At 69.1% G+C, this 20,789-nt stretch carries 13 protein-coding genes and 1 pseudogene; 2 read left to right on the top strand and 12 right to left on the bottom strand.

Features of this window, described 5'->3' with window-relative positions; all coding sequences use genetic code 11:
• Nucleotides 1-12 precede the first annotated feature (12 nt).
• The 11 genes and pseudogenes from IPG50_19355 to IPG50_19305 all read right to left on the bottom strand — a co-directional run bounded on the left by IPG50_19355 (nt 13) and on the right by IPG50_19305 (nt 17,303).
• Complete coding sequence (locus IPG50_19355; GenBank protein MBK6694341.1) at nt 13-6,321, bottom strand: hypothetical protein; 6,309 nt, start codon at nt 6,319-6,321, stop codon at nt 13-15.
• Nucleotides 6,322-6,555: 234 nt separating this feature from the next.
• On the bottom strand, nt 6,556-7,254 hold the full coding sequence (gene hypB, locus IPG50_19350; GenBank protein MBK6694340.1) for a hydrogenase nickel incorporation protein HypB: 699 nt from the start codon (nt 7,252-7,254) through the stop codon (nt 6,556-6,558).
• Nucleotides 7,247-7,594 carry a hydrogenase maturation nickel metallochaperone HypA gene (locus IPG50_19345; GenBank protein ID MBK6694339.1) on the bottom strand — a complete coding sequence of 116 codons (348 nt, stop codon included), beginning with the start codon at nt 7,592-7,594 and terminating at the stop codon, nt 7,247-7,249. Before IPG50_19345 ends, hypB begins: the two co-directional genes overlap by 8 nt.
• A 12-nt stretch (nt 7,595-7,606) precedes the next feature.
• Complete coding sequence (hypE, locus tag IPG50_19340; GenBank protein ID MBK6694338.1) at nt 7,607-8,638, bottom strand: hydrogenase expression/formation protein HypE; 1,032 nt, start codon at nt 8,636-8,638, stop codon at nt 7,607-7,609.
• Nucleotides 8,635-9,750: a hydrogenase formation protein HypD gene (gene hypD, locus IPG50_19335; GenBank protein MBK6694337.1), complete on the bottom strand. Its 1,116-nt coding sequence runs from the start codon at nt 9,748-9,750 to the stop codon at nt 8,635-8,637. Before hypD ends, hypE begins: the two co-directional genes overlap by 4 nt.
• Entirely contained in the window at nt 9,747-10,028 is a 282-nt protein-coding gene (locus tag IPG50_19330; GenBank protein ID MBK6694336.1) for a HypC/HybG/HupF family hydrogenase formation chaperone, read from the bottom strand. The genes hypD and IPG50_19330 overlap by 4 nt, the downstream gene beginning before the upstream one ends.
• A gap of 8 nt (nt 10,029-10,036) precedes the next feature.
• Nucleotides 10,037-12,814, bottom strand: a complete 2,778-nt coding sequence (gene hypF / locus IPG50_19325; protein ID MBK6694335.1) for a carbamoyltransferase HypF — start codon at nt 12,812-12,814, stop codon at nt 10,037-10,039.
• Entirely contained in the window at nt 12,811-14,286 is a 1,476-nt protein-coding gene (locus IPG50_19320) for a Ni/Fe hydrogenase subunit alpha (protein ID MBK6694334.1), read from the bottom strand. Before IPG50_19320 ends, hypF begins: the two co-directional genes overlap by 4 nt.
• A 17-nt stretch (nt 14,287-14,303) precedes the next feature.
• On the bottom strand, nt 14,304-14,855 hold the full coding sequence (locus tag IPG50_19315; protein MBK6694333.1) for an NADP oxidoreductase: 552 nt from the start codon (nt 14,853-14,855) through the stop codon (nt 14,304-14,306).
• Nucleotide 14,856: 1 nt separating this feature from the next.
• Nucleotides 14,857-15,603, bottom strand: a complete 747-nt coding sequence (locus IPG50_19310) for a (2Fe-2S)-binding protein (protein MBK6694332.1) — start codon at nt 15,601-15,603, stop codon at nt 14,857-14,859.
• Nucleotides 15,600-17,303: pseudogene (locus tag IPG50_19305) on the bottom strand (NAD(P)H-dependent oxidoreductase subunit E). Before IPG50_19305 ends, IPG50_19310 begins: the two are co-directional and overlap by 4 nt.
• A gap of 405 nt (nt 17,304-17,708) precedes the next feature.
• Here IPG50_19305 and IPG50_19300 point away from each other — a divergent pair.
• Nucleotides 17,709-18,902: a hypothetical protein gene (locus IPG50_19300; protein MBK6694331.1), complete on the top strand. Its 1,194-nt coding sequence runs from the start codon at nt 17,709-17,711 to the stop codon at nt 18,900-18,902.
• A 233-nt stretch (nt 18,903-19,135) separates the two neighbouring features.
• On the top strand, nt 19,136-19,321 hold the full coding sequence (locus IPG50_19295; protein ID MBK6694330.1) for a hypothetical protein: 186 nt from the start codon (nt 19,136-19,138) through the stop codon (nt 19,319-19,321).
• 54 nt (nt 19,322-19,375) lie between these two features.
• On the opposite strand, the gene IPG50_19290 is transcribed toward IPG50_19295, so the two are convergent.
• A complete protein-coding gene (locus tag IPG50_19290; GenBank protein MBK6694329.1) occupies nt 19,376-20,719 on the bottom strand; it encodes a sigma 54-interacting transcriptional regulator in 1,344 nt (447 codons plus the stop codon).
• Between the last annotated feature and the right edge of the window lie 70 nt (nt 20,720-20,789).

The raw sequence follows: 20,789 nt of genomic DNA, 5'->3' as shown, positions 1-20,789 counted from the left end.
CGGCGGCGTTCTCTACTTGGTGCAGGCCTTGACGCCGTACTTCGCCTCCGCCTTCACCTTGAGCGGGTTGTCCTTCCTCTTCATCGGGTCGTCGGGCTTGTACTTGAGGCCCTCGTTGAGGTTGTCGAAGTCGTATTCGACCTTCGCAGCTCGCAGACCCTCGAACTTCAGCTTCGCGGAGTTCGAGACGGCGTCGCATTCGGCCCAGAACTTGTGGGTCAACTCGAGCTCCGCCGAGAGCTTGAGCACCGAGAGCTTGGCACTGGCAAACCCCTTGGGTCCCGGGTCGTCGTCGTAACCGTCGTTCAGGAAGGGCTGCACTTCGTACGAGGTGCCGACGCCAAAGCCGGCTTCGGCGCAGACCTGGAACCCCTGGCCCGGCTTGTACGCCAGCGAGAGGCCGCCGCCGATCCCCGTGTAGCCCGACCAGCCGATCTTCCAGAGGCCCAAAGGATCGCGGGCGTTCACCGGATCGTTGCCGACGTAGGCGTAGAGGTTCACCTGCCGACCGTCGAAGAGGATCGGGTCACGCGCCGTCCAGCGTCCCGCCGCCGGATCATAGTCGCGGTACCCGAAGCGCACGAGCTTGGTCAGCTCGTCGGGCATGCCTCCGGCGAAGCCAACGGGAAGCTCGAAGGCGCTCGGGTTTCCCCCGACGAGCCGACCGAAGTCGTCGTACGCGGCGGCCATCACGACGCCGCCCGACGTGTCGACGACGGCCCGTGGCGTTCCGACTTGGTCCGTCGCGACCCAATAAGTGACGCCGCCGCGCACGACCGCGAAGAGTCGCCCGTCGTCGTCATAGAAGTACTCGGAGAGCGTGCCGTTCGCCGCGCGCGAGTGGCTCACGCGAAAGGCCGCGTCTCCGTAGAGGTATTGCGTCGTGCCGCCGGCGTCGGTGCGAGCGACGCGCTGGCCGTAGCCGTCGTAGGTGTACGAAACGGTCTTGCCGCCCACGCTCGCCGAGAGCAGCTCACCACGGGCGCTCACGGCGAAGGTGTCGGCGCCGCGGCCGGTCATCTGCCCGGCGTCGTTGAACGCGTAGGCAACGGTCGCGCTCGTCGCCACCCGCCCGCCTGCGTCGAAGGTCGTTGTCTCGGACAGCGAGTCGTAGGCCCAGCCCGTTCGGTTTCCGTCGAGATCGTAGGTGTATTGTGCAAGTTGTCCGCCGTCGCGTGTGACGGCGGTGAGGTGCCCGTCGGCGTCGTAGCTGTAGCCGTAGGTGTGCGTGGCGCCGGCGGCCTTCTCGACCTTCGTGGCGATGCGACCCACGACATCGTAGGTCAGCGCAGCGGCGTATTGCGTCGCTCCGTTCACCGCCACCGTGCGGTCGGTGATGCGACCGAGCGCGTCGTAGGTGACGGTGATGGCGGGCGTTGAGCCGATGCGGATCGCGGTCGCGCCTCCGTTGGCTCCGCGCACCATGTTGAACGGGCCGGCACCGACCATGTTTCCGTCGGCGTCGTATGCGAAAGTCGTGGCCGCAGCGGCATCGAGGGTGCGCGACGTGACCCAGAAGTTGCTCGCGCCGGCGCTCGGCGCGTCGAAGCCGAACGTGTACGCGCCCTGGGCGGGGCCGGTGAACGCGATGCCGGTCACGTTCGGTCCGTCGTACGTCTGCGTGACGGTCTGGGCCGAGCCCGAAGCCGGCGTCCAGGTGATGGTCGCGAGGCGCTCCGTAGCGCCCGCGTAGGTGCGCGTCGTCATCGCCTCCGGGTAGACGGTATCGACGAGCCGACCGGCGCTCCGCGCGAACTGGATCACGCGGCCATCTTCGAGCGTGAGCGCGCTCAGCCTGCGGTTGGCGTCGAACGCGTAGCTCCGGGCCTTTCCGCTTGGCGACGTGTAGCCGGTGCGCAGGCCGTCGCTCGCGTAGGCCAGCATGTGAACGGCGCCGCTGGGGCTCGTGACCGACGTGAGCTGATCGGCCGCATCGTACGTGTACTCGGTGGAGCGGCCACTCGAGGACGCGATCTTGCTGATGCGTCCAAAGCTGTCGCGTGAGATCGTCGTCGTGTCGCCGCTGGCTCGTGTCCCAGTGGCAACGCGGCCCTCGGCGTCATACGTGTAGGCGTTCGTCACGTCGCCTTGCGCCGTGCTCGCGAGATGCCCGTCGGCGCCGTATGTCAGGAGGAGCGGAACCGTGACTCCCGGGGGCGAGACCTCGAGCGGTCGACCCGTCGCGTCTAGCTTCGCCGACGACACCCGGCCCGCCGGCGACGTTTGCGTTGTTACTCCCGTCGCGACATTTCGGTTCGTGACGTAGTTGCGGCCGTTCACGTTGAGCGTCGTCGTCAACGAGGTCACGCTGAAGGGATCGTTCGGCGTGGCTAAAGTGGCCGCCCGCGTCGCCGTTGCGACCATCTTGGTGCCGCCGGGCGTCGTCAGTTGCCAGGCCCTCACGAGCCGGTCTGAGACCACACCCCAGCGCGGATCGGGCGCCGAGTCGATGTGGAGCCGCGACCCATCCTCGAACTCGCGGTCGAAGGAGCCGGAGTCGTTCAGCGCCGTCGTGGCCACACCCCCGTGGGGCGACAGGTACGTGCGCTTCGTGCCGCCGCTCGCGAGATCTTGCTCGCTGTACGTGTTGACCTCGCCACCCGCCGACGTCGCGGTCCACGTTTTGGTCCCCGCGCTGAAGGCTTCGCTGACCGTGGTCGACGCGGTCGGCGACTGGTCCGTCGCGAGGCGGCCCTGCTTCGCTTCGTAAGCGAACGTGTGGCTCACGTTCCCCGGCGCCGTCTTGCCCACGAGGAGGCCGCCGGAGCCGTAGCTCAGCTGGGTCTTGCGGTTCGCCGCGTCGGCCACGCTCGAGACGTACCCGTCGGCATCGACCGTGACTGCCGCCTTCACGCCGCTCGGCGCGACGATGGCCGACGGATTTCCGTTGGCGTCGCGCTCGAAGGTCGTCACCAGGCCGTCGCGGTCGGTGATCGTCGACAAGCGCCCGTTCGCGTCGTAGCCGAACGCGAAGAGGGTTGCCCCGGTAACGGCATCCCGCGTCTTCAGGTGACGTCCGTACTTGTCGAACTGGAAGACCTCTGTCGCGTCGTCCGAGACGACCGTGAGATCGCTTGCCGAGAACGAGGGCATCGTCCGCGACAAGCTGCGCAAGGCGTTCGTGCCCGAGTGGTCGCCGAACCAAACATCGCCGCCCGGGCCGACGGCGATGCCGTAGGCCGCACCGATGCGCGCGTCGCGAGCCGGCACGTTGTCGAGGAAAGGTCCGGCACCGGGCGGGGCCTGCCCTGTGCCCGCCACCGTTCGCAGCGTCCCGTCGGGCGCCAAGCGACGAATGGCGATCGTGTCGTTGAGGAAGAGGGCTCCGTCGCGCGGATCGACGGCGAAGGTGATCGCGTCGTAGATCTTCGCCGCCGTTCCCGCGACGCCGTCGCCCGCGTACTGTTGGTAGCTTCCGGTTCCAGCGACGATGCGCGACGCGCCGTCGCGCCCCGAGCGCCTCACCCCGAGGCGGCCGCCATAGAAGACGTCGCCATTGGGGCCAACCTTCAGGTCCCAAAGACACACGCCCGTGCCGTCGAGCGCGTCTGGAGGGGAGACGAATCCGTCGGGCGAGATCCGCGTCAGGTTGACCGTCGTGCCACAGCTCGCCGGCTGGTTCGCGAAGTAGAGCGTCCCGTCGGGCGCCGTGTCGATGGCGCCGCCGCCGGCCGGGATGTCCATCACCTTCGTAACGACGCCGGCCGGCGTCATCTTCTCGATCCGCGTTGTGCAAACGACGTAGAAGTTGCCGTCGCGGCCGACGGTGAAGCGTGACCCGCAGACCGCCGGGGCGATCGCCTGGGTGACCGCGCCATCGGGCGCTCGCTTCATGATGCGCCCGCTGTGCAGGAAGAAGACGGCGCCGTCGGCCGCGGCGACCATAGGCCCCGGCACGTTCGCGTAGCCCGTCACTTGGCTCTTCAGCTTGTAGCCGAGCGCCGAGCGCTCCTCGACGGTACCGTCGCCGCGATAGAGCGTTCGTCCTTCGGCCGAGTAGACGTGGTGTGGTGTTGCGGTCCAGCCACCCAGGCCCAGGCCACGGCGATCCATCCCCCCGTCTGCGTTCACGAGGACGCGGAACGTTTGCCGGAGAAGGATGAACTCGCGCCCGATGGTGCTGATCGTCGCCACACCGCCACCGCCACCGCCACCGCCTCCGCCTCCGCCACCCGTCGGAAAGCGACCCCAGCTCGTTCCGAACGTGATGGGATCGACGTAGCGCGGCACGTAGGCGTACCCAACTCGCACCGTGGCCCAGACGGGACCTTGGATTCGCCGGCCGTAGCCGTCGCGACCATCCCACGTGAAGGTGTGATCCTGGTTCGCGGTCGGCGCCTTCGAGAAGCTAACCCTCTGGCCGGCGATCTCGATGTCGAGGATGACCTTCTGCAAAGACGCCGGTGGCTTGTTGCCGGTGAGCGTGATTTCGATTTCGGGTCCCTGCAGCCGCGCGGGCGCTGCGGCGCTCGAATAGTGAAGTCCGAAAGGGACTCCTGCGGCAAGCTTCACGGTCTCGCCGAGGCCACGGTTCTGCACGTCGATGACCGAGCCCGCCTGCGCGCAAGAGCGCGCGCTGGCGCGGCTCGCGCGCGGCGGCGGCAGGTTTGGGGCTTCCGCGTCGTCGGGGGGCACGACGGACCAGTTGCAGTCCCACGGCGTGAAGTGCGTGACCGCGGCGCGCCAGAGCGTCTTGCCGGCGGCGTACTTGTTGGCGACCTCTTTTCGCTCGTCGTCGGAGATGCCGAGCGAGGCGAGCTTCGCCGGGGCGTCGGCGAGGCCGTCCCCGTCGGTGTCGAGGTCGGCGAGGCCGCCGCTCAGCGCGACGACCTTCACCACCTTGCCGTCGCCCGAGGGGAGCCACGCCGACTTGATGCGATCGTAGGACCCCATGGGCACGCTCTTGCCGACAGGGAGTGCCATGAAGTTGTCGACGTACGTGATGACCGGCTTGCTGAAGCTCACGCTCGCGGCGCCCGCCGCGATGGCCTCGTCGACGCTCAGTTCGACGGCGTAGTTGTAGCCGATCGGAGCGGACATCTCGCCGGGCATGGCGCGCGGTCCGATGGCTCCGGCCGTGTATTCGGTGGCACGAACGGTGAGCGGTCCGCTCAGCGACTGTGTCGACCCGTTGGGCATCGTCATCGTTGCCGTGGTGCCGGCGGCGAACATCACGACGGCTTGCCGCGTGCCGTTGGCGTCGGTCACGACGCTGCCCGCGTGACTCTGCATCGGCGCGCTAAAGTCCACGACGGTCTTTGCCGAATCGAGCTGCAGGAGCGCGACCTCGTCTGCCCACGCGACGTCGCGCCACGGCGCGAGCACGCGCCGCTGACTCGCGATGAACGAGGTCTTGGTGAAGTCGACGACGAAGTACTCGCCGCCGTTGACGGCCATGTCGAAGGCGCCGTCGGCGCGGGTGAGCGTCGAACCGTATTCGGGGTGACCGGCGAGCCGCACCGTGACCCCACCGAGCGGCTTGTCGCCGCCGTCGACGACCTTGCCGCGGAGGATCGCGAACCGCTTCGGGTCGAAGGTGGCGGTTACGCCCGTCTGTAGGGCGTCTTGGCCCGTAAAGAGAAACTTGTTGGCCTCGAAGAGGTCCGTCGGGATCGAGGGATCGATGGGCGTGGCCAGGAGCGACGGATCGCACGGCAACGGGCAGGTGCCGCCGCAATCGACGCCTTTCTCAGCGCCGTTCTTCGCGCCGTCCGAGCACGTCGGCGCCTGGCAAACGGACGAAGTGCACACGAGGCTCTTGCAGTCGGTCGCCGCGGCGCACGCGAGGCCGGCGTCGCAGGCGCCGCAGGAGGCTCCTCCGCAGTCCTTGTCGCTCTCGCCGGCGTTCTTCACGCCGTCGAGGCATGTCGCTGCCTGGCACTTGCCAGCGTTGCATGCGTCGACCTTGCAGTCGCCGGCGACGGCGCAGTCCTTCCCGTTGTCGCACTTGCCGCAGGCCGCTCCGCCGCAATCGACGTCCGTCTCGGTGCCGTTCTTCGTGCCGTCGCTGCAGGCATCGAGCGCGACGCAGAGGTTACCCTCGCAGGCCCCGCTCGCGCAGTCGGCCGAGGCGTTGCACGCTTCCCCGAGGTTGCAGAGGCGGGGAGCACCGGCGCCGCAGCTTGGCTGCGAGGGGGGCGGGGTTGAGGACGTCGGCGCGGGAGACGGATTGGTGCCGACGTCCGGGTCGACACCGCCGTCAGGGCTCGTCGCGGTCGCGCCTTCTGGCTCGGCGCTGCTGCACGCCGCTCCGATGAGGAGGGCGACTAGGGGAGCGGGGAGAAGGACGACGTACCGGCTGCCGTTCTTGGAACGAAACATGTCGACTCCGTGTGCGGCCCGGCGCTCGGGCTGGCTTCGTCGAGCCAGGCTTTCATGGGTGCGAGGGAAGAAGAAGCGCACGAGCGCAAATTCTCCTGGCGCATTTGTGCGTCGTTTGCCGACAGGTGTGCGTGGCGCGGGGGCGGTCACGGTGTGGCGAGTGGTGAAGACGCGCGATGCCCGCGTCCCCTTGCGACGGCGATTAAGGCTGCACGCGTTCAGGGCTCGCCGACGTCATCTCGCGCGCTGTTGCTCGAGCCAATCGATGAAGCCCGTCACGCCGTCGCCCGTCGTTGCGGAGACTTCGACGGCGCGAGCCGACGGCATCACGCGCCCCAGGTTCTCCCGTAGCGCCGCGACGGACACGCCGGGCAGGTACGGGAGCAGGTCGACCTTCGAGAGGATCACGAGGTCGGCCTTGCGGAACATGACTGGATACTTCAGCGGCTTGTCGACGCCCTCGGTGACCGACAACACCACCACGTTGGCGGCCTGCCCGAGATCGTAGATCGCCGGGCAGACCAGGTTGCCTACGTTCTCGATGAAGAAGACGTCACAGGCGTCGACGGCCGCCGCCAGCGACGCGTCATGGAGCGCGTGGTGCACCATCGACGCGTCGAGGTGACACGCCGAGCCGGTGGTGATGGGCGCCGCGCGGACGCCAGCCCGCGCCAGGCGCTCGGCATCGAGCGACGTGGCGAGGTCGCCGCTGACGCCGGCCAGGCGAAGCCGCCCGCGGAGCGCGAGCGCCGCGGCTTCGATGAGGGCCGTCTTGCCCGAGCCAGGCGAGCCCATGACGTTCAAGGCTAGGACGCCGGCCGTTGCGAAGTGCTCGCGCAAGTGATGGGCCTCGCGATCGTTGTCCGAGAGGAGCGACGCGTGAACGTCCAACGAGACCTTGTGCGGATCGCCGCAACCGCAGACTTCACACATCGACGACCTCCAGCTCCAGCCGATCCAGGATGAGGTCTCCCCCTTTGGTGAGCCTCGCCTCGCCGTCGCAAGCGGTGCAGCGAAGCCGGTCCCCTTGGGTCAACGCCGCGCCACATGCGGCGCAGCTCCACGCGGCGCGCTCCAGGTCGATCTCGAGCGCCGCCGCCGCGTAGCCGCGCTCCGTGCGGCAGCCGTCGAAGGCGGTGCGGAAGAGGCCGGCGTCGACCCCCGCGAGCTCACCGATGCGCACCTTCATCAAGCGCACCGCGCGGCTCTTATGCGGAGCGATGGCGCGATCGGCTTGATCGAAGAGCGAATGGACCAGCGAGATCTCGTGCATGACGGCACGGTCCTAGCAGATCCTCGGCAGCGGATCGCCGTCGCGCTCGAAGAGGCGGCGCGTGCCGAAACCGGTGTCCATGAGCAAGCTCCCCTTCTCGCCGTCGGTGACCCGCCCGATGCACGCGGCGTCCCGACCGAGCGGGTGCGCGCGGAGCGCCGCGAGGACGCGCCCGGCAGCGCTCGGATGGACGCCGAGGAGCGCCTTTCCTTCGTTGGCGACGATGAGCGGGTCGATCCCGAGGAGCTCGGCCGCGGCGCGGCCCGCCGCGCTCATCGGCAGGGCCGCCTCGTCCAAGACAATGGCCACGCCGGCCTTGTCCGCCATCTCGGCGAGGGCGCTCGTCACGCCGCCGCGCGTCGGGTCCTTCATCGCGTGGAGCTCCGTACCTCCTGCCGCGAGCGCCGCGCGGATGAGGCCATTCAGCGGCGCCACGTCGGAGCGGAGCTCTCCCTCGAGGCCGAGACCGTTCCGGGCGCCGAGGACAGCGAGGCCGTGGTCGCCGAGGGTGCCCGTGATGAGGATCGCGTCACCGATCGCGAGGCCAGAGTCGCGCACGACGCGATCGGTGAGGCCGATGCCGCTCGTCGAGAGCACCACGCCGTCGACCTCTCCCTTGCGCATCACCTTGGTGTCGCCGGTCACGACGCGCGTGCCGGCCTCGCGACAGGCCAACTGCATCGACGCGTGAATGCGCCGGAGGGCCTCGATGGCGAACCCTTCTTCGACGATGACGCTCGAGGTGAGCGCGAGCACGTCGCACGCGCCCATCATCGCCAGATCGTTGACGACACCCGAGACGGCCAAGCGTCCGATGTCGCCGCCAGGAAAGAAGACCGGCGAGACGACGTGCGCGTCGGTCGTCACGACGAGCCATCGATCGCCGAGCGCGATCGCCGCGCCGTCGCCCATCGCCCGCGCCTCGGGGTCGGTCACATCGGCGAGGAAGACAGATTCGATGAGCGAGCGCATCGCCGGCCCGCCCGCGCCCTGCGCCAGCGCCACGCGCGCGCCGAGCTCATCACGTTCACGCTCTCGGCTCATGGCGACCCCTCGGCGTCGGCGAGGCCGTGCTCGTGCCAGATCCGGCACACTCCCTCGGTGCTCACCATGCATGCGCCAACCGGCGCCTCGGGGCGGCACGCTTTGCCGAAGAGACGACAATCGGTGGGCTTCTGGAGCCCCATCATGATCCCGCCGCACCGACACTCGGACGCGTCGGCCCGCTCGGCGACAGCCGGCGCCGCCGCGAGCTTGGCCGCGAACCGGACGCTCGCGTCGTGCGCCGCGTATGCTGCCCGGAGGCTCAGGTTGCCTCTCGAGACGCGCGCGATGCCGCGCCACTCGCCGTCGCTGGCCTCGAAGACGCGGAAGAGCGCGTCCATGGCGCGGCGGTTGCCCTCGCGCTTGACGCAACGAGGGAAGGCGTTGACGACCGTCGCACTCCCATCGAGGACGTGTTCGACGAGCAGCACCAGGCCGGCGAGGATGTCGAGCGGCTCGAACCCCGCAACGACGACGGGCCGACGGTACTTGGCGACGAACGACTCGAAGACTCCGTGGCCCGTGATCGTGGCTGCGTGCCCGGCAGCGAGGTAGCCCTCGATCCTGGTGTCGGGCGCGCTAGCCACCACGTCCATAGCCGCCGGGACCCACTTGTGCGCCGAGAGCACGAAGAGGTTGGGCGGCGGGTTGGAGAGCAGCACCGCCGCGGTCGCGACCGCGGTGGTCTCGAAGCCGGTGGCGAAGAACACCACGGGCTCGTCGCTGCCGCGCGCGATGTCCGCCGCCTGGGTGGCTGCGTAGATGACGTCGACGCGCGCGCCTCTGGCTCGCGCGTCCTCGAGCGACATGGCGCGGCCCGGCACCCGCAGCATGTCGCCGTAGGTCACGATGCGGAGGCCCTGCTGGGCGAGCGCCACGCAGGCGTCGATCTCCGGCGCATCGGTCACGCAGACGGGGCACCCGGGGCCCATCTGAACGAGCAGGTTGCTTGGAAATCGAGCCCGTAGCCCGTAGCGCGCGATCGCTTGCTCGTGGCTACCGCAGACGTGCATCACAGTAACCGGCTGGCTCGCGCGCCCCATGGCCTGCTCGAGGCGCGCCTGGAGCAGGCGCCCGCGCGCGACGTCACGGAACGCGAGCTGCGCCGTCATTTGGGCTCCGCGGGCTCTTTCTCTCGCGCCCGGCGCGCGTCCGGCGCGACGCCCTCCAGCTCTTCCTGCGTCATGGCCTCAAAGAACGCGAGCGTCTCGGCGAGGTCCTCCGGCGCGATCCGCCGGATGGCGAACCCCACGTGCACCAGCACGTGATCACCGATGGTCACCGCCTCGTCGACGACGTCGAGTGCGACCTTCCGGCGAACCCCCCAGAAGTCGACCAGGGCGGTGGTGCCGTCGATCTCGAGAATCTGGCCAGGCACTCCTAGACACACACGCTCCCTTACCTCGATTCCGAGGCCAGCGCGAGGACTGCGCCAAGGGCTTGGCCGAGCGCGATCCCGCCGTCGTTCAGAGGCACCTCGCGTGCCGTCACGACGCGCTCCACACCGAGGCGCGAGGTGAGGTCTCGCTCGAGGATGCGGTTCTGGAAGCTCCCCCCGGACAACACGACGCGGCATAGGCCCGTCGCGCCGATGACGCGGGCCACGACGGACGCCGTCGCTTCGACGACGGTGCGGTGGAACCGGGCCGCGACGCGGCCCGGTGGGGAGCCCGAGAGGAGCTCGTTTGCCACGGCGCGTACCGTGGGCCTCAGATCGATCTCGTGGGCGGCTCCGAGCTCTTCGTCGAGCGCGAGCGCGGAAGGAAGTCCGACTGGGTAAGCGTCTACTTCACCACGGTCAGCGGCCTCCTCGAGCGCGAGCGCGACGTGGCCGTCGAATCCTGCGCGCGGGAGAGACAGCGCGAGCGCGCCGATGGCGTCGAACCATCGACCCATGCCGCGGGCCTTCACGGTGGAGACCCCCGTCGCCACCATGGTGGCGATCGTCTCGAGCGATCGCCGCGACGGTCCGCCGAACACGTCGAACCGCGGCGCAAGAGCCAGGGCTTCTGTTCGGCCGAACGCTTCACACAGCGCGGCGAACGCGACGCGCCACACTTCCTTGATCGCGCGCTCTCCGCCTGCCAACGGGAGCGCCCGGAAGCTGCTCACGCGCTGCCAGCGGCCGTCGTCGACGAGCAAGATCTCCGCGCCCCACGACGTACCGTCAGTCCCCCAGCCGGTGCCGTCGAAGACGACACCGATGACCGGCTCGCGCAGGCCGAGCTCGGCGACCGCGGCGAGGACGTGAGCGACGTGGTGCTGGACGCCGATGCGCCGCCGCGCGGGCCGCGCGAGCGCGTAGCGCGTGGAGGCGTACTCGGGGTGCAGATCGTGAGCGAGCACGTTGGCGCGCAGCCCGAGGAGCTGCTCGAAGCCTTCGACGTCACGTCGCCACGCCGCCTCGCTCTCGACGAGATCGAGATCGCCGAGGTGGGGCGTCAGGTACGCGAGGTCGCCGACGACGAGGCACGCTGTGTTCTTCATGTGACCGCCGACCGCGAGCACCGGCTCGCGCGCGCTCGCCGGGAGCCTGATCGGTGCGGGAGCGAGGCCGCGGGCGCGACGCACGACGCGCGTACCGCCGGCCGAGGCGGCGACGACCGAGTCCTCGACGCGGCGCACGATCGGCCGATCGTGGAGCAGGAAGGCGTCGACGAGCCCTCCGAGGAGCGCACGCGCCGCCGCGTGATCGATCACCGCGGGCCCACCGGTGGGGTTCCCCGAGGTGACGACGAGGGGGCGCGCCACGCGCTCCGTGAGGAGGTGATGAAGCGGCGTGTACGGAAGGACGACCCCGGTGCGCCGCGACGGTCCGTTTACGTCACCCGCGAGCGAAGAGGAGGACCGGGCGGGCACGAGCACGATAGGACGCGCGGCCGAGGTGACCGCGGCACGCGACGCGTCGTCGAACTCGGCGAGCGCCTCCGCCGCGTCGACGTCCAAGACCATCACCGCGAAGGGCTGCGCGTCGCGTCGCTTGCGCCGGCGGAGCTCCACGACGGCGGCGGCGTTCGTGGCGTCGCAGACGAGGTGGAAGGCGCCGAGCCCCTTTAGGCCGAGGATCTTCCCATCGAGGAGCAGCGCCGCCGCGGCCTCGAGCGGTTCGGCGACCGCGAGCTCTTCGCCGCGCACGTCGGCGAGCCACACGCGCGGACCGCAGGCAGCGCACGCCACGGTCTCTGCGTGGAAGCGGCGATCTTCCGGATGCGCATACTCGCCGGCGCACGCAGCGCACGGCGTGAACGCCGCCATCGTCGTGGTCGCGCGGTCGTACGGGAGAGCCTCCGCGATGGCGAAGCGCGGACCGCACGCCGTGCAACTGGTAAACGCGTAGCCGTGATGACGGTCGTCGGCCGCGTCTACTTCGCGAAGGCACGCGGCGCACGTTGCGAGGTCCGGCGGCAGGACCATCGTGGCGCCCCCCCCCGCCTCGCTCGAGGCGATCGTGAAGTCCCCCTCTTCGCGCCAGGGTATGGGCGACGAGCTGAGAGCGCGCACGCGCGCCGCCGGCGGCGCGTCGCTCTGGACGGCGCGAACGAGCGCCTCTGCTGCGGACTCGGGACCGAACGCCTCGATGGTGACGCCCCGAGGCGTGTTCCAGACCTGGCCCGTGAGCCCGAGCCGCAGCGCGGTTCGATAGACCCACGGCCGGAAGCCCACGCCCTGGACGGTGCCCTCGATCTCGAGGCGCCGTCCCCAGGGCGGCGCCGGGGCGCGCCCTCGAGCCTCGGCGACGAAGAACGCCAGCGCGGCTTCCAGGTGCGCCTCTGCCGGGTCGGAGAGCGGTTCGCCGAGCTCGAAGCGCTCGCCACGGATCGCGAGGACCCACGACTCGGGTGGCTCACCGCTGATCCCGCGATAGGTCGCGAGAACCGCCCCCGGCGACATCGCGTGCGTCGAGGACGAGCCGTCACGCTCAGCCGAGAGCCGGGAGAACTCGAACGGCGGCGCCGCGCGCACGCTCGCGTCGACGAACACGACGCGGCGGCGTCCCTCGAGATCGAGAGCGTGCTCGATCTGAAGCTGGAAGTCGGTGACGAGCTCGATAGCTCCGCTCGCGATCTCGGTCGCCAGCGCCACGCTCACGCGCTCGAGGAACAGCGGACCCAACGCGTCGTCGCCGCGCGAGGGATTGCCGATCGCGAGGACGAGAAGCGGCGCGCGCGTCGTCAAAGGCGTTCGCCGTCCTTGACCAGACGCTCGACGAGCGCCCCTCTGGCGTCGACGATCTCGACCTCGAGCGGCATTTTGCCCAGGGCGTGGGTCGCGCAGGATAGGCACGGGTCGAAGGCCCGAATGGCCACCTCGATGTGGTTAAGGAGCCCTTCCGTCGGCTCGTGCCCGTCGAGGTACTGCCGCGCGACCTGGCGAATCGCCTCGTTCATCGCCTGGTTGTTGTGCGTCGTCGAGACGATGAGGTTGCACATCGTCACGAGGTCCTGCTCGTCGACCTCGTAGTGATGAATGAGGGTGCCCCGCGGCGCCTCGATGATTCCCACCGCCGTCTTCCCGCGCGGCCCGCCGGAGACGAGCTCCTCTCCCAGGAGCAGCGGGTCAGCGAGGAGACCCGCGATCATCTCGGCGGCGTGAAGCAGCTCGATCATCCTCGCCCAGTGGAACGCGAGCGGCGCATGGATGAGGCCGCCCGGCCAGCTCGCCATCAGCTCCTGCCGCGCAGCCTCCGCCAAGGGCGTTCCGATGGCGTCGCAGTTTTGGATGCGGGCGAGCGGCCCGACTTTGTACCAACCGTCGTCGGCACCACGCGAGGCGATGAACGGGAACTTCATGTAGCTCCACGAGCGAACGTTCTCGCGAAGCAGCGCCCCGTAGTCGTCGCACGCGACGCCGTCGAAGATGATTGTCCCGTCGGCGTCGCGCGCGCGCAGCACGCCGTCGTAGAGGTCGAGCTTGCCGTCATGCCCCACCAACGAGAGGAGACTTGAGCGGACGGTGCCGAACTGCTCGTAGAGATCGCGGTTCTGGTTGTGGAGCTCGGCGACGAGCCTCACGCCTGACTGGGCCCATGCGAGCACATCGGGGAGCGGCCGGAGGAGCTCGTCGCGCTCGTCAGCGGTGACCCGCTTGTTCACGCCGCCCGGGATCGAGCCGGTGCCGTGGACGCGCTTGCCCGCGGTGATCCGGATCACCTCTTGACCGAACTTGCGGAGCAGGATGCCCTGCCGCGCGATGTCCGGATAGGCGGCGAGGACGCCCACGACGTTGCGCTTGCCGACGTCGCTCGCGAAGCCGAAGAGCAGGTCCGGCGACGAGAGGTGGTAGAAGTGCAGCGCGTGCGACTGGAGGATCTGGCCGTAGTGCATGAGCCGCCGGATCCGCTCGGCGGCGGCTGTGAGCGTGCGGGCGCCGACGACGCTATCGAGCGCCTTCGACGCTGCGAGGTGGTGGCTTACGGGGCAGATGCCGCAGAGCCGCTGCACCATCACGGGCACCTCCCAATACGGGCGGCCCTGGATGAAGCGCTCGAAGCCGCGGAACTCCACGATATGGAGGCGCACCTGGTGCACCTTCTTCTGATCGTCGAGCAGGATGGTGACCTTGCCGTGTCCCTCCACGCGAGACACCGGCTCGATCACGACGCGCCGGAGCTTCTCTGGATGCTCCGCGGTGTCGAGAGGAAAGGTCATGGGCGTTCTCCGGTGGTTCAGTCGTAGTGGATGAGCCCGTGGCCCAGGTGAGGGGTGCGGCCGGCGATGAGGTCGGTGAGGAACTGCCAGATCGCATCAGCCGAAGGCGGGCAGCCGGGGAGGAAGTAGTCGATCTTCACTACGTCGTGCAGCGGGTGAACCTGCTTGAGCGGCAGCGGGAGCTCGGGATCGTTCGGAATGAAGCCGCGCTCGACGCCAAGGCCGGTGAGGTAGACGGTCTGCAGGCAGTCGCGAATGTCGAGGTGGTTACGCTGCGCGGGCAGGCCGCCGTTGATCGCGCAGGCGCCCACGGCGACCAGGATTTTGCAGTTCGCCCGCAACTCGCGGAGCTTGTGCACGTTTTCGGCGTTGCAGAGGCCGCCCTCGACGAGCCCGATGTCACAGGGCCCGCAGTGCTTGATGTCGGTGAGCGGGGAGGAGTCGAGTTCGATGAGCTCGAGGAGCGGCACGAGGCGCTCATCGATGTCGAGCAGCGACATGTGGCAGCCAAAACACCCCGCCAGCGACGTCGTGGCGACGCGGAGCTTCTTCATCTCGGCCACCACCATCTCACTCCTTGTCGTGCGGGGCCACGGCGACCTCGCGGATGGGATGCGCGTCGTACTTGCGCTCGCCGATGGGGATCTTGAACCCCTCGCGCTTCCTCAGGATGACGCCGACGGGACAGACGCTCATGGCCTTGTCGGTGACGGCGAGCGCCGTGTCCACGAGCTTGCCGGACTCGGAGCTGACGACGAGGTGTTTCGTGATGCCGCGCCCCGAGAGCGCGAAGACGCTCTTCTTGTCCACGATCGCGCTGGCGCGCACGCAGAGCTCGCAGAGGATGCAGCGGTTGAAGTCGAGGAGCACGTCGGGATGCGACGCGTCGAGGGGCCGGTCTGGGAAGAGCGGGCTGTAGTGCGCCGTCGTCATGCCGAGGTCGTAGGCCACGGCTTGGAGGGTACAGCTCCCGCTTGCCTCGCAAGAGGGGCAGAAGTGATTCCCCTCCGTGAAGAGGAACTGCACGAGCGTCTTTCTTACGTCGTTCAGCTCGTCGACGTTCGACTCGACGACGTCGCCCTCGTGCGCCGGCGTGGTGCAGCTGGCGTGCATGCGGCCGTTGACCTTCACGGTGCAGACTTTGCAGCTCCCGTGCGCCTTGAACTCCGGGTGAAAGCACAAGTACGGCACGTATTTTCCAGCGGCCAGCGCCGCCTCGAGGATCGACTGCCCCTCGTCGAAGGGGACGTCGATGCCATCCATCTGGAAGGTCCGTCGCTCGCGGTCTTGTGACGCGTTAGGTACGGGTGTGGTCACGGCCCATCCTCCTCGAAGTGCGCCGCCGCATCGTCGCGGGCTGGTGGCCTCGCGGGCAGGCGCGAGGGCCTCGTCGAGATCAAACGTCGGGAGCACCTCGAGCGATCGCAGGCGCTTGTCGAATGAGGGCCGGAACTTCGCCAGCGCATCGAGCACGGGGTTGCCGGCCGTCGCGCCGAGGCCGCAGTGGCTCGACGACCTCATCACCTGCGAGACCTTCGCCAGATCCTTGAGGTCGCGGCGTGAGCCCTTTCCGCTGACGACCCGTGTCATCATCTGGGCGCTGAGCGTGGTCCCCACTCGACACGGGGTGCAGAAGCCGCAGCTCTCGTGCGCGAAGAAACGCGTGAAGTTCTCGACGACGGCGAGCATGTCGCGCGTCCCGTCGAACACCATGAACGCGCCGGCGCTCGGTACGTCTTCGAAGGCGATGCGTCGGTGGAACTCAGCGCCAGACAGGAGCGTGCCGGAGGGGCCCCCGACCTGCACGGCCTGCGTATCGACGGCGCCGGCGTCTTCGAGCACCTGGCGAACGCCAACGCCGAACGGGTACTCGTAGATCCCAGGGCGCTTCACGTCACCGGAGACCGAGAGGATCTTCGTCCCCGAGGACTTCGCCGTGCCGACCGAGAGCAAGAGCTCCGCGCCGTGCTTGGCCACGAGCGCCGCGGCGGCGAGCGTCTCAACGTTGTTCACCACGGTCGGTGTCTGCTTGTAGCCGTGCGTGACCGGGTAGGGCGGTCGGTTCCGCGGGATCCCGCGCTTGCCCTCGAGGGACTCGAGGAGCGACGACTCCTCCCCGCACACGTACGCGCCGGCGCCGACGTGGAGCTCGATGTCGAAGTCGAACCCGCGCGCTCCTCGCACGTCTTTGCCGAGGAGACCCGTGCGGCGACGCTCGTCGAGGAGGGCGAGGAGCGGCGCGACGAGGAACGGATATTCGGCACGCAGGTAGATGAGGCCCCGTGACGCCCCCACCGCGAACCCCGCGACGGCCATCCCCTCGATGACAAGCTCGGCGTGGTTGGCGAAGAGCTCGCGATCCTTGAAGGTACCTGGCTCGCCCTCGTCGGCGTTGCACACGATGGTTCGCTCCGGCCCGGGAGCCGCGGCGCACGCCGCCCACTTCGCTCCCGTCGAGAAGCCAGCGCCGCCGCGGCCGCGCAGTCCAGAGCGAGTGATCTCCTGGACCGTGGCCGCCGCGCCGCGCTCGATGGCGGCGTCGAGGCCCTCACCGGGAGCGAGCGGCGTCGAGAGGAGCCGGTCGCGCCGCTCGACATGGGAGTGGATGGTGAAGAGGTTGTCGGGCCATTGGTCGACAGGGATGCGGCCACGGATGAGCGAGCTGATGGCGCCGATGCGCGCGGGCGTCAGCCTCGCGATGGCGCGCTCGTTGACGAGCATCGCCGGACCCTGATCGCAGAGCCCGGTGCAGCTCGTGACGCCGATCGAGAGCAGGCCGTCGCGGCTCACCTCGCCCGGCTCTAGCCGAAACGCGTCGAGCATGTGCTGGCGAAGCTGGCGGCTCCCCGCCATCTCGTCGGTGATGTTGTCGCTGAAGAGCACGCGGAACGCCCCCGAGGCTCCGCGGCGAAGAACGAGTAGAAGCCGACCACGCCCTCGACGTGACCGCGCGGTAGCGCGAGCGCACGTGCCAGCTCCGTGATGACGGAGGTCGAGACGTAGCCTTCGGCGGCCATCACGTCGCGGAGGATCTGCACGAGGCGCGACGCGTCCCCATGATGGCGCGCGACGAGCGCCGTCAGGTCAAGAGGCACGGGCGTCTCGCTCTTGCTGCGACGGAGTTCACGGCTCGGACGTTAGTCGCGAAGCGGAGGCGTTTCAATCGACGCCCGGCGCGCGATCGCGGGTCTCGTCGAGGCCAGAGCGGTCGAGGGTGCTCGCTCCGTCCGGGAGCGCCCGTGGGGGTTCGCGTGCTCTCGCGTGCTTTTGCGACGGGCACGTCGTCGCCGCCGAACGCGCACACGTTGCGCATTGGGGGCGAACGATTGCGCGGCCCCTACGCTTGACTCAGGCAGAGCCACAACGATGTTGACCTGTGTGATCGAGGCCTGAGCGTCATCGACGCACACAGAGGTGCTCTCATGAAGACTCCGCGTCCGTCCCCTAGAGTTCTCTCCGCAGCTACCGTCTTCGCCCTCGCGGGGGCCCTCTCTGTCGCGTCGAGCGCGGGGCCCACGCAGCCGGGGGCTCGGCCCGATCTCGGCAATTCGTCGCGCAGCGGCGGCACCACTCCGCCGGTCGCGCCGTTGACGCCCGCGAAGCTCGACCCCGCCAGGATAGGGGCCCCGAAGGACGTCGGCGCGCCGTCGTACACGCTCACCGCGTACGTGAAGAACGAGATGTTGCCCCCGCAGCCGTGGCCCGCGAACGCCGGCGTTCCTCCGTGGACGACAGAGATGAAGTCCGTCCCCACGGCGGCGGTCGCGGCGGCCAGCAACGCGGCCGCCGCCCAGGCGGCCTCCTCGGCGACCGACCCCTCGGCGGCATGGGTCGGAAAGAAGGGGAGCGGGGTTGGCGTCGAGGCATTCTCCGTAACCACCGGCTCTCCCTGGCCGAGCTGCCTGACGCTCGAGTACATGGCCCACCTGCCGGGTCAGGGCGACACCGGATGGTTCCAAGCGCCGACGCGCGTCGGGACGCTCGGAGCGTCGAAGTTCGTAGAGGGCATCGCGTTCCGGTTGGCGGGAGCGTGCGCCGAGCAATATGCGATCCACTACAACTGCCACCTCAAGGGCCTCGGCGATCAGACGATGATGTCCGCACCCGCGTTCTGCGGCACCCGCGGCCAAGGCCGGCCGCTCGAGGCCTTCGTCCTCTACATCACCCCGTCGACCGTCTCACCGACGGCGCTTGCGAGCGCAGCGCCCGGCAAGAGCACCGTAGACTTCCTCGTCACCCAGCTCGACTTCGCCGTCAGCCCCGACGTCTGGCTCGGGACCAAGGGGCAGGGCATCCAGCTCGCGTCGCTCTCCGTGCGGCCGGGGCCGACCGCCGGCGCAGCGCCTTGGCCCGCCTGCCTGAAGCTGAAGTACATGGGGCACGTGTCGAGGGTTGGTGACACCGGCTGGTACGACGCGCCTTCGTTCATCCAGGGCGGCCTCGAGGGCGTGGCGTTCCAGCTCGATGGCGCGTGCGCCTCGAGCTACGTCGTCGAGTACCAGTGCCACCTGCAGGGCATCGGCGACGTCGCCTTAATGAGCGGCCCATCGTTCTGCGGCACCCGCGGGCAGGGGCGCCGACTCGAAGCCGTCAAGGTGACCGTTCGCAAGAGGTGAGGCCCGCGCGTTGAGGGTCGAGGCCGCGCGCGGCGAGACGAGAAGGGCGGCAAGGCGTTGCCGATTCTGCCTGCTCTGGCGAGCCGCTGCCGCTCGGCGGCCCAAGGCTCCGCTCAAACTTGGACCAAGTTGAACCGACGAGGGTCAGTTCGGCGCGCCCACGAGCTCTTGGAGAGGCGGAATCCGGGGCACGAAGGCTGCATCGACTGAGTCACCCACGGAAAGGGGAGCTCATGGAAAACCCGGCCTTCCACCAACGCCACCACAACCTGGTCGTCCCGCCTATGCGCGAAGACAACCGCCTCGCTCCTCTGAACGAGCGGCAGCTCGCTGGCGTCATCGGTGGCGCCGATCGGATTCGCTCTTCAGGAACGCTCTTCCTGGCGGGGGTGCAGCTCTTCTTGGCAGGCACGCAGTAGCTCGCTCGAACCACCAGGCGCCCGACCTCGCGGAGCGCTCCCGCGCCGCGTGTCTTAGAGCCCGTGCTTTCGCAGCAGGCGGTGCACGTAGCTCCGATCGAGACCCGCCGCGTCAGCGAGGGTCGGGACCTCTCTTCGACCGTGCTTCGCGATGAGTCGCGTGAGGTAGTCGCGCTCGAGCCGATCAATCCACTGCTCCCGCAAGATCTTGAAGGGCACCTCGATGGAAACCGACAGGGTCCCGTCGGCGCTCGCAGGAAGGACTCTCGGCTCGGGCGCGCCGAGGTCGTCGCCGGACCGAGTGATGGCCCAAGCCTTCTCGGGCCCCACGGCGACAACCCGCTCCGCGAAGCTGCGAAGCTCGCGCACGTTGCCCGCCCACGGGCGCGTGAGAAGCGCTGCCACGATGTCTTTTGGCACTTGGACGGCGTGCCCTGCGAGAAAGACGTTGAGCAAGAGGGGGATGTCGTCGGGCCGGTCACGAAGCGGCGCCAGAAAGGCGGGCAGCACCGCGAGGCGAAAGTAGAGATCCTCGCGGAATGCGCCGCGCGCCACCATGCCGCGGAGGTCTTGGTGCGTCGCCGCCACGAAGCGGACATCGATGCGCCGGTGCTCGGCTTCGCCCAAGCGCCGAATCGTCTTGGACTCGAGGACGCGAAGCAGCTTGGGCTGCATCGCGAGGGGAAGCTCACCGATCTCGTCGAGGAACACCGTTCCACCGTCAGCAGCTTCGAGGGCGCCGACGCGGGCGCCAAGCGCGCCCGTGAACGCGCCTTTCGTGTGGCCGAAGAGCTCGCTCTCGAGCAAGGACTCGGGTAGGGCGCCGCAGTCGACGACGATGAAGGGGCCTTGGGCGCGGCGTGACGCTTCGTGCAGCGTGCGCGCCACGAGCTCTTTGCCGGTGCCGGTCTCGCCTTGGACCAAGACCGATGACTCGGTGGTCGCGTAGCTCGAGAGCAACATGAAAAACTCTCGCATCAGCTCGGAGCGCGCCACGAGCGCGCCGAAACGGTAGTCGGGCCACAGCGGGACGTCGCTGACGCTGCCGGTCTCTACGAGGATGCTGGTGGCGCCGAGGCGCAGGGTGCAGCCTGCGGTGACGCGCGCGCGCTCGACCATGACGCCGTCGACCCACGTCCCGTTGGTGCTGCCGAGATCGCGGATCCAGATGTGGCCGTCGCCGCGTCGCTCCAGCTCGGCGTGAAGTCGGGACACGCTGCGATCTTGCAGCGTGAGGGTCGCGTCGGTTGACGTACCCAGGAGCGTGCGCCCTTCGATGCTCTCGCGGTGTGCCCCCGCCTGATCGGTCCACGAGAGCACGAGGGATCGTCGGCGGGACACCAACGCTAGCGGCGGCTGTCGCTGAACCTCGGTCTTGAGGTCGTCGTCCGTGCTCACGCGGCCACGCTACCATTTCTCGCCCAGGGACGGCTCGAGCGGGGCATCGGTTCGCCAACGCCCTCGGAGC

This window comes from Myxococcales bacterium (assembly GCA_016703425.1).
GTDB lineage: Bacteria > Myxococcota_A > Polyangia > Polyangiales > Polyangiaceae > JADJCA01.
Note: the sequence above shows the minus strand (reverse complement) of the source record. Positions and strands in the feature narration are given on the sequence as shown.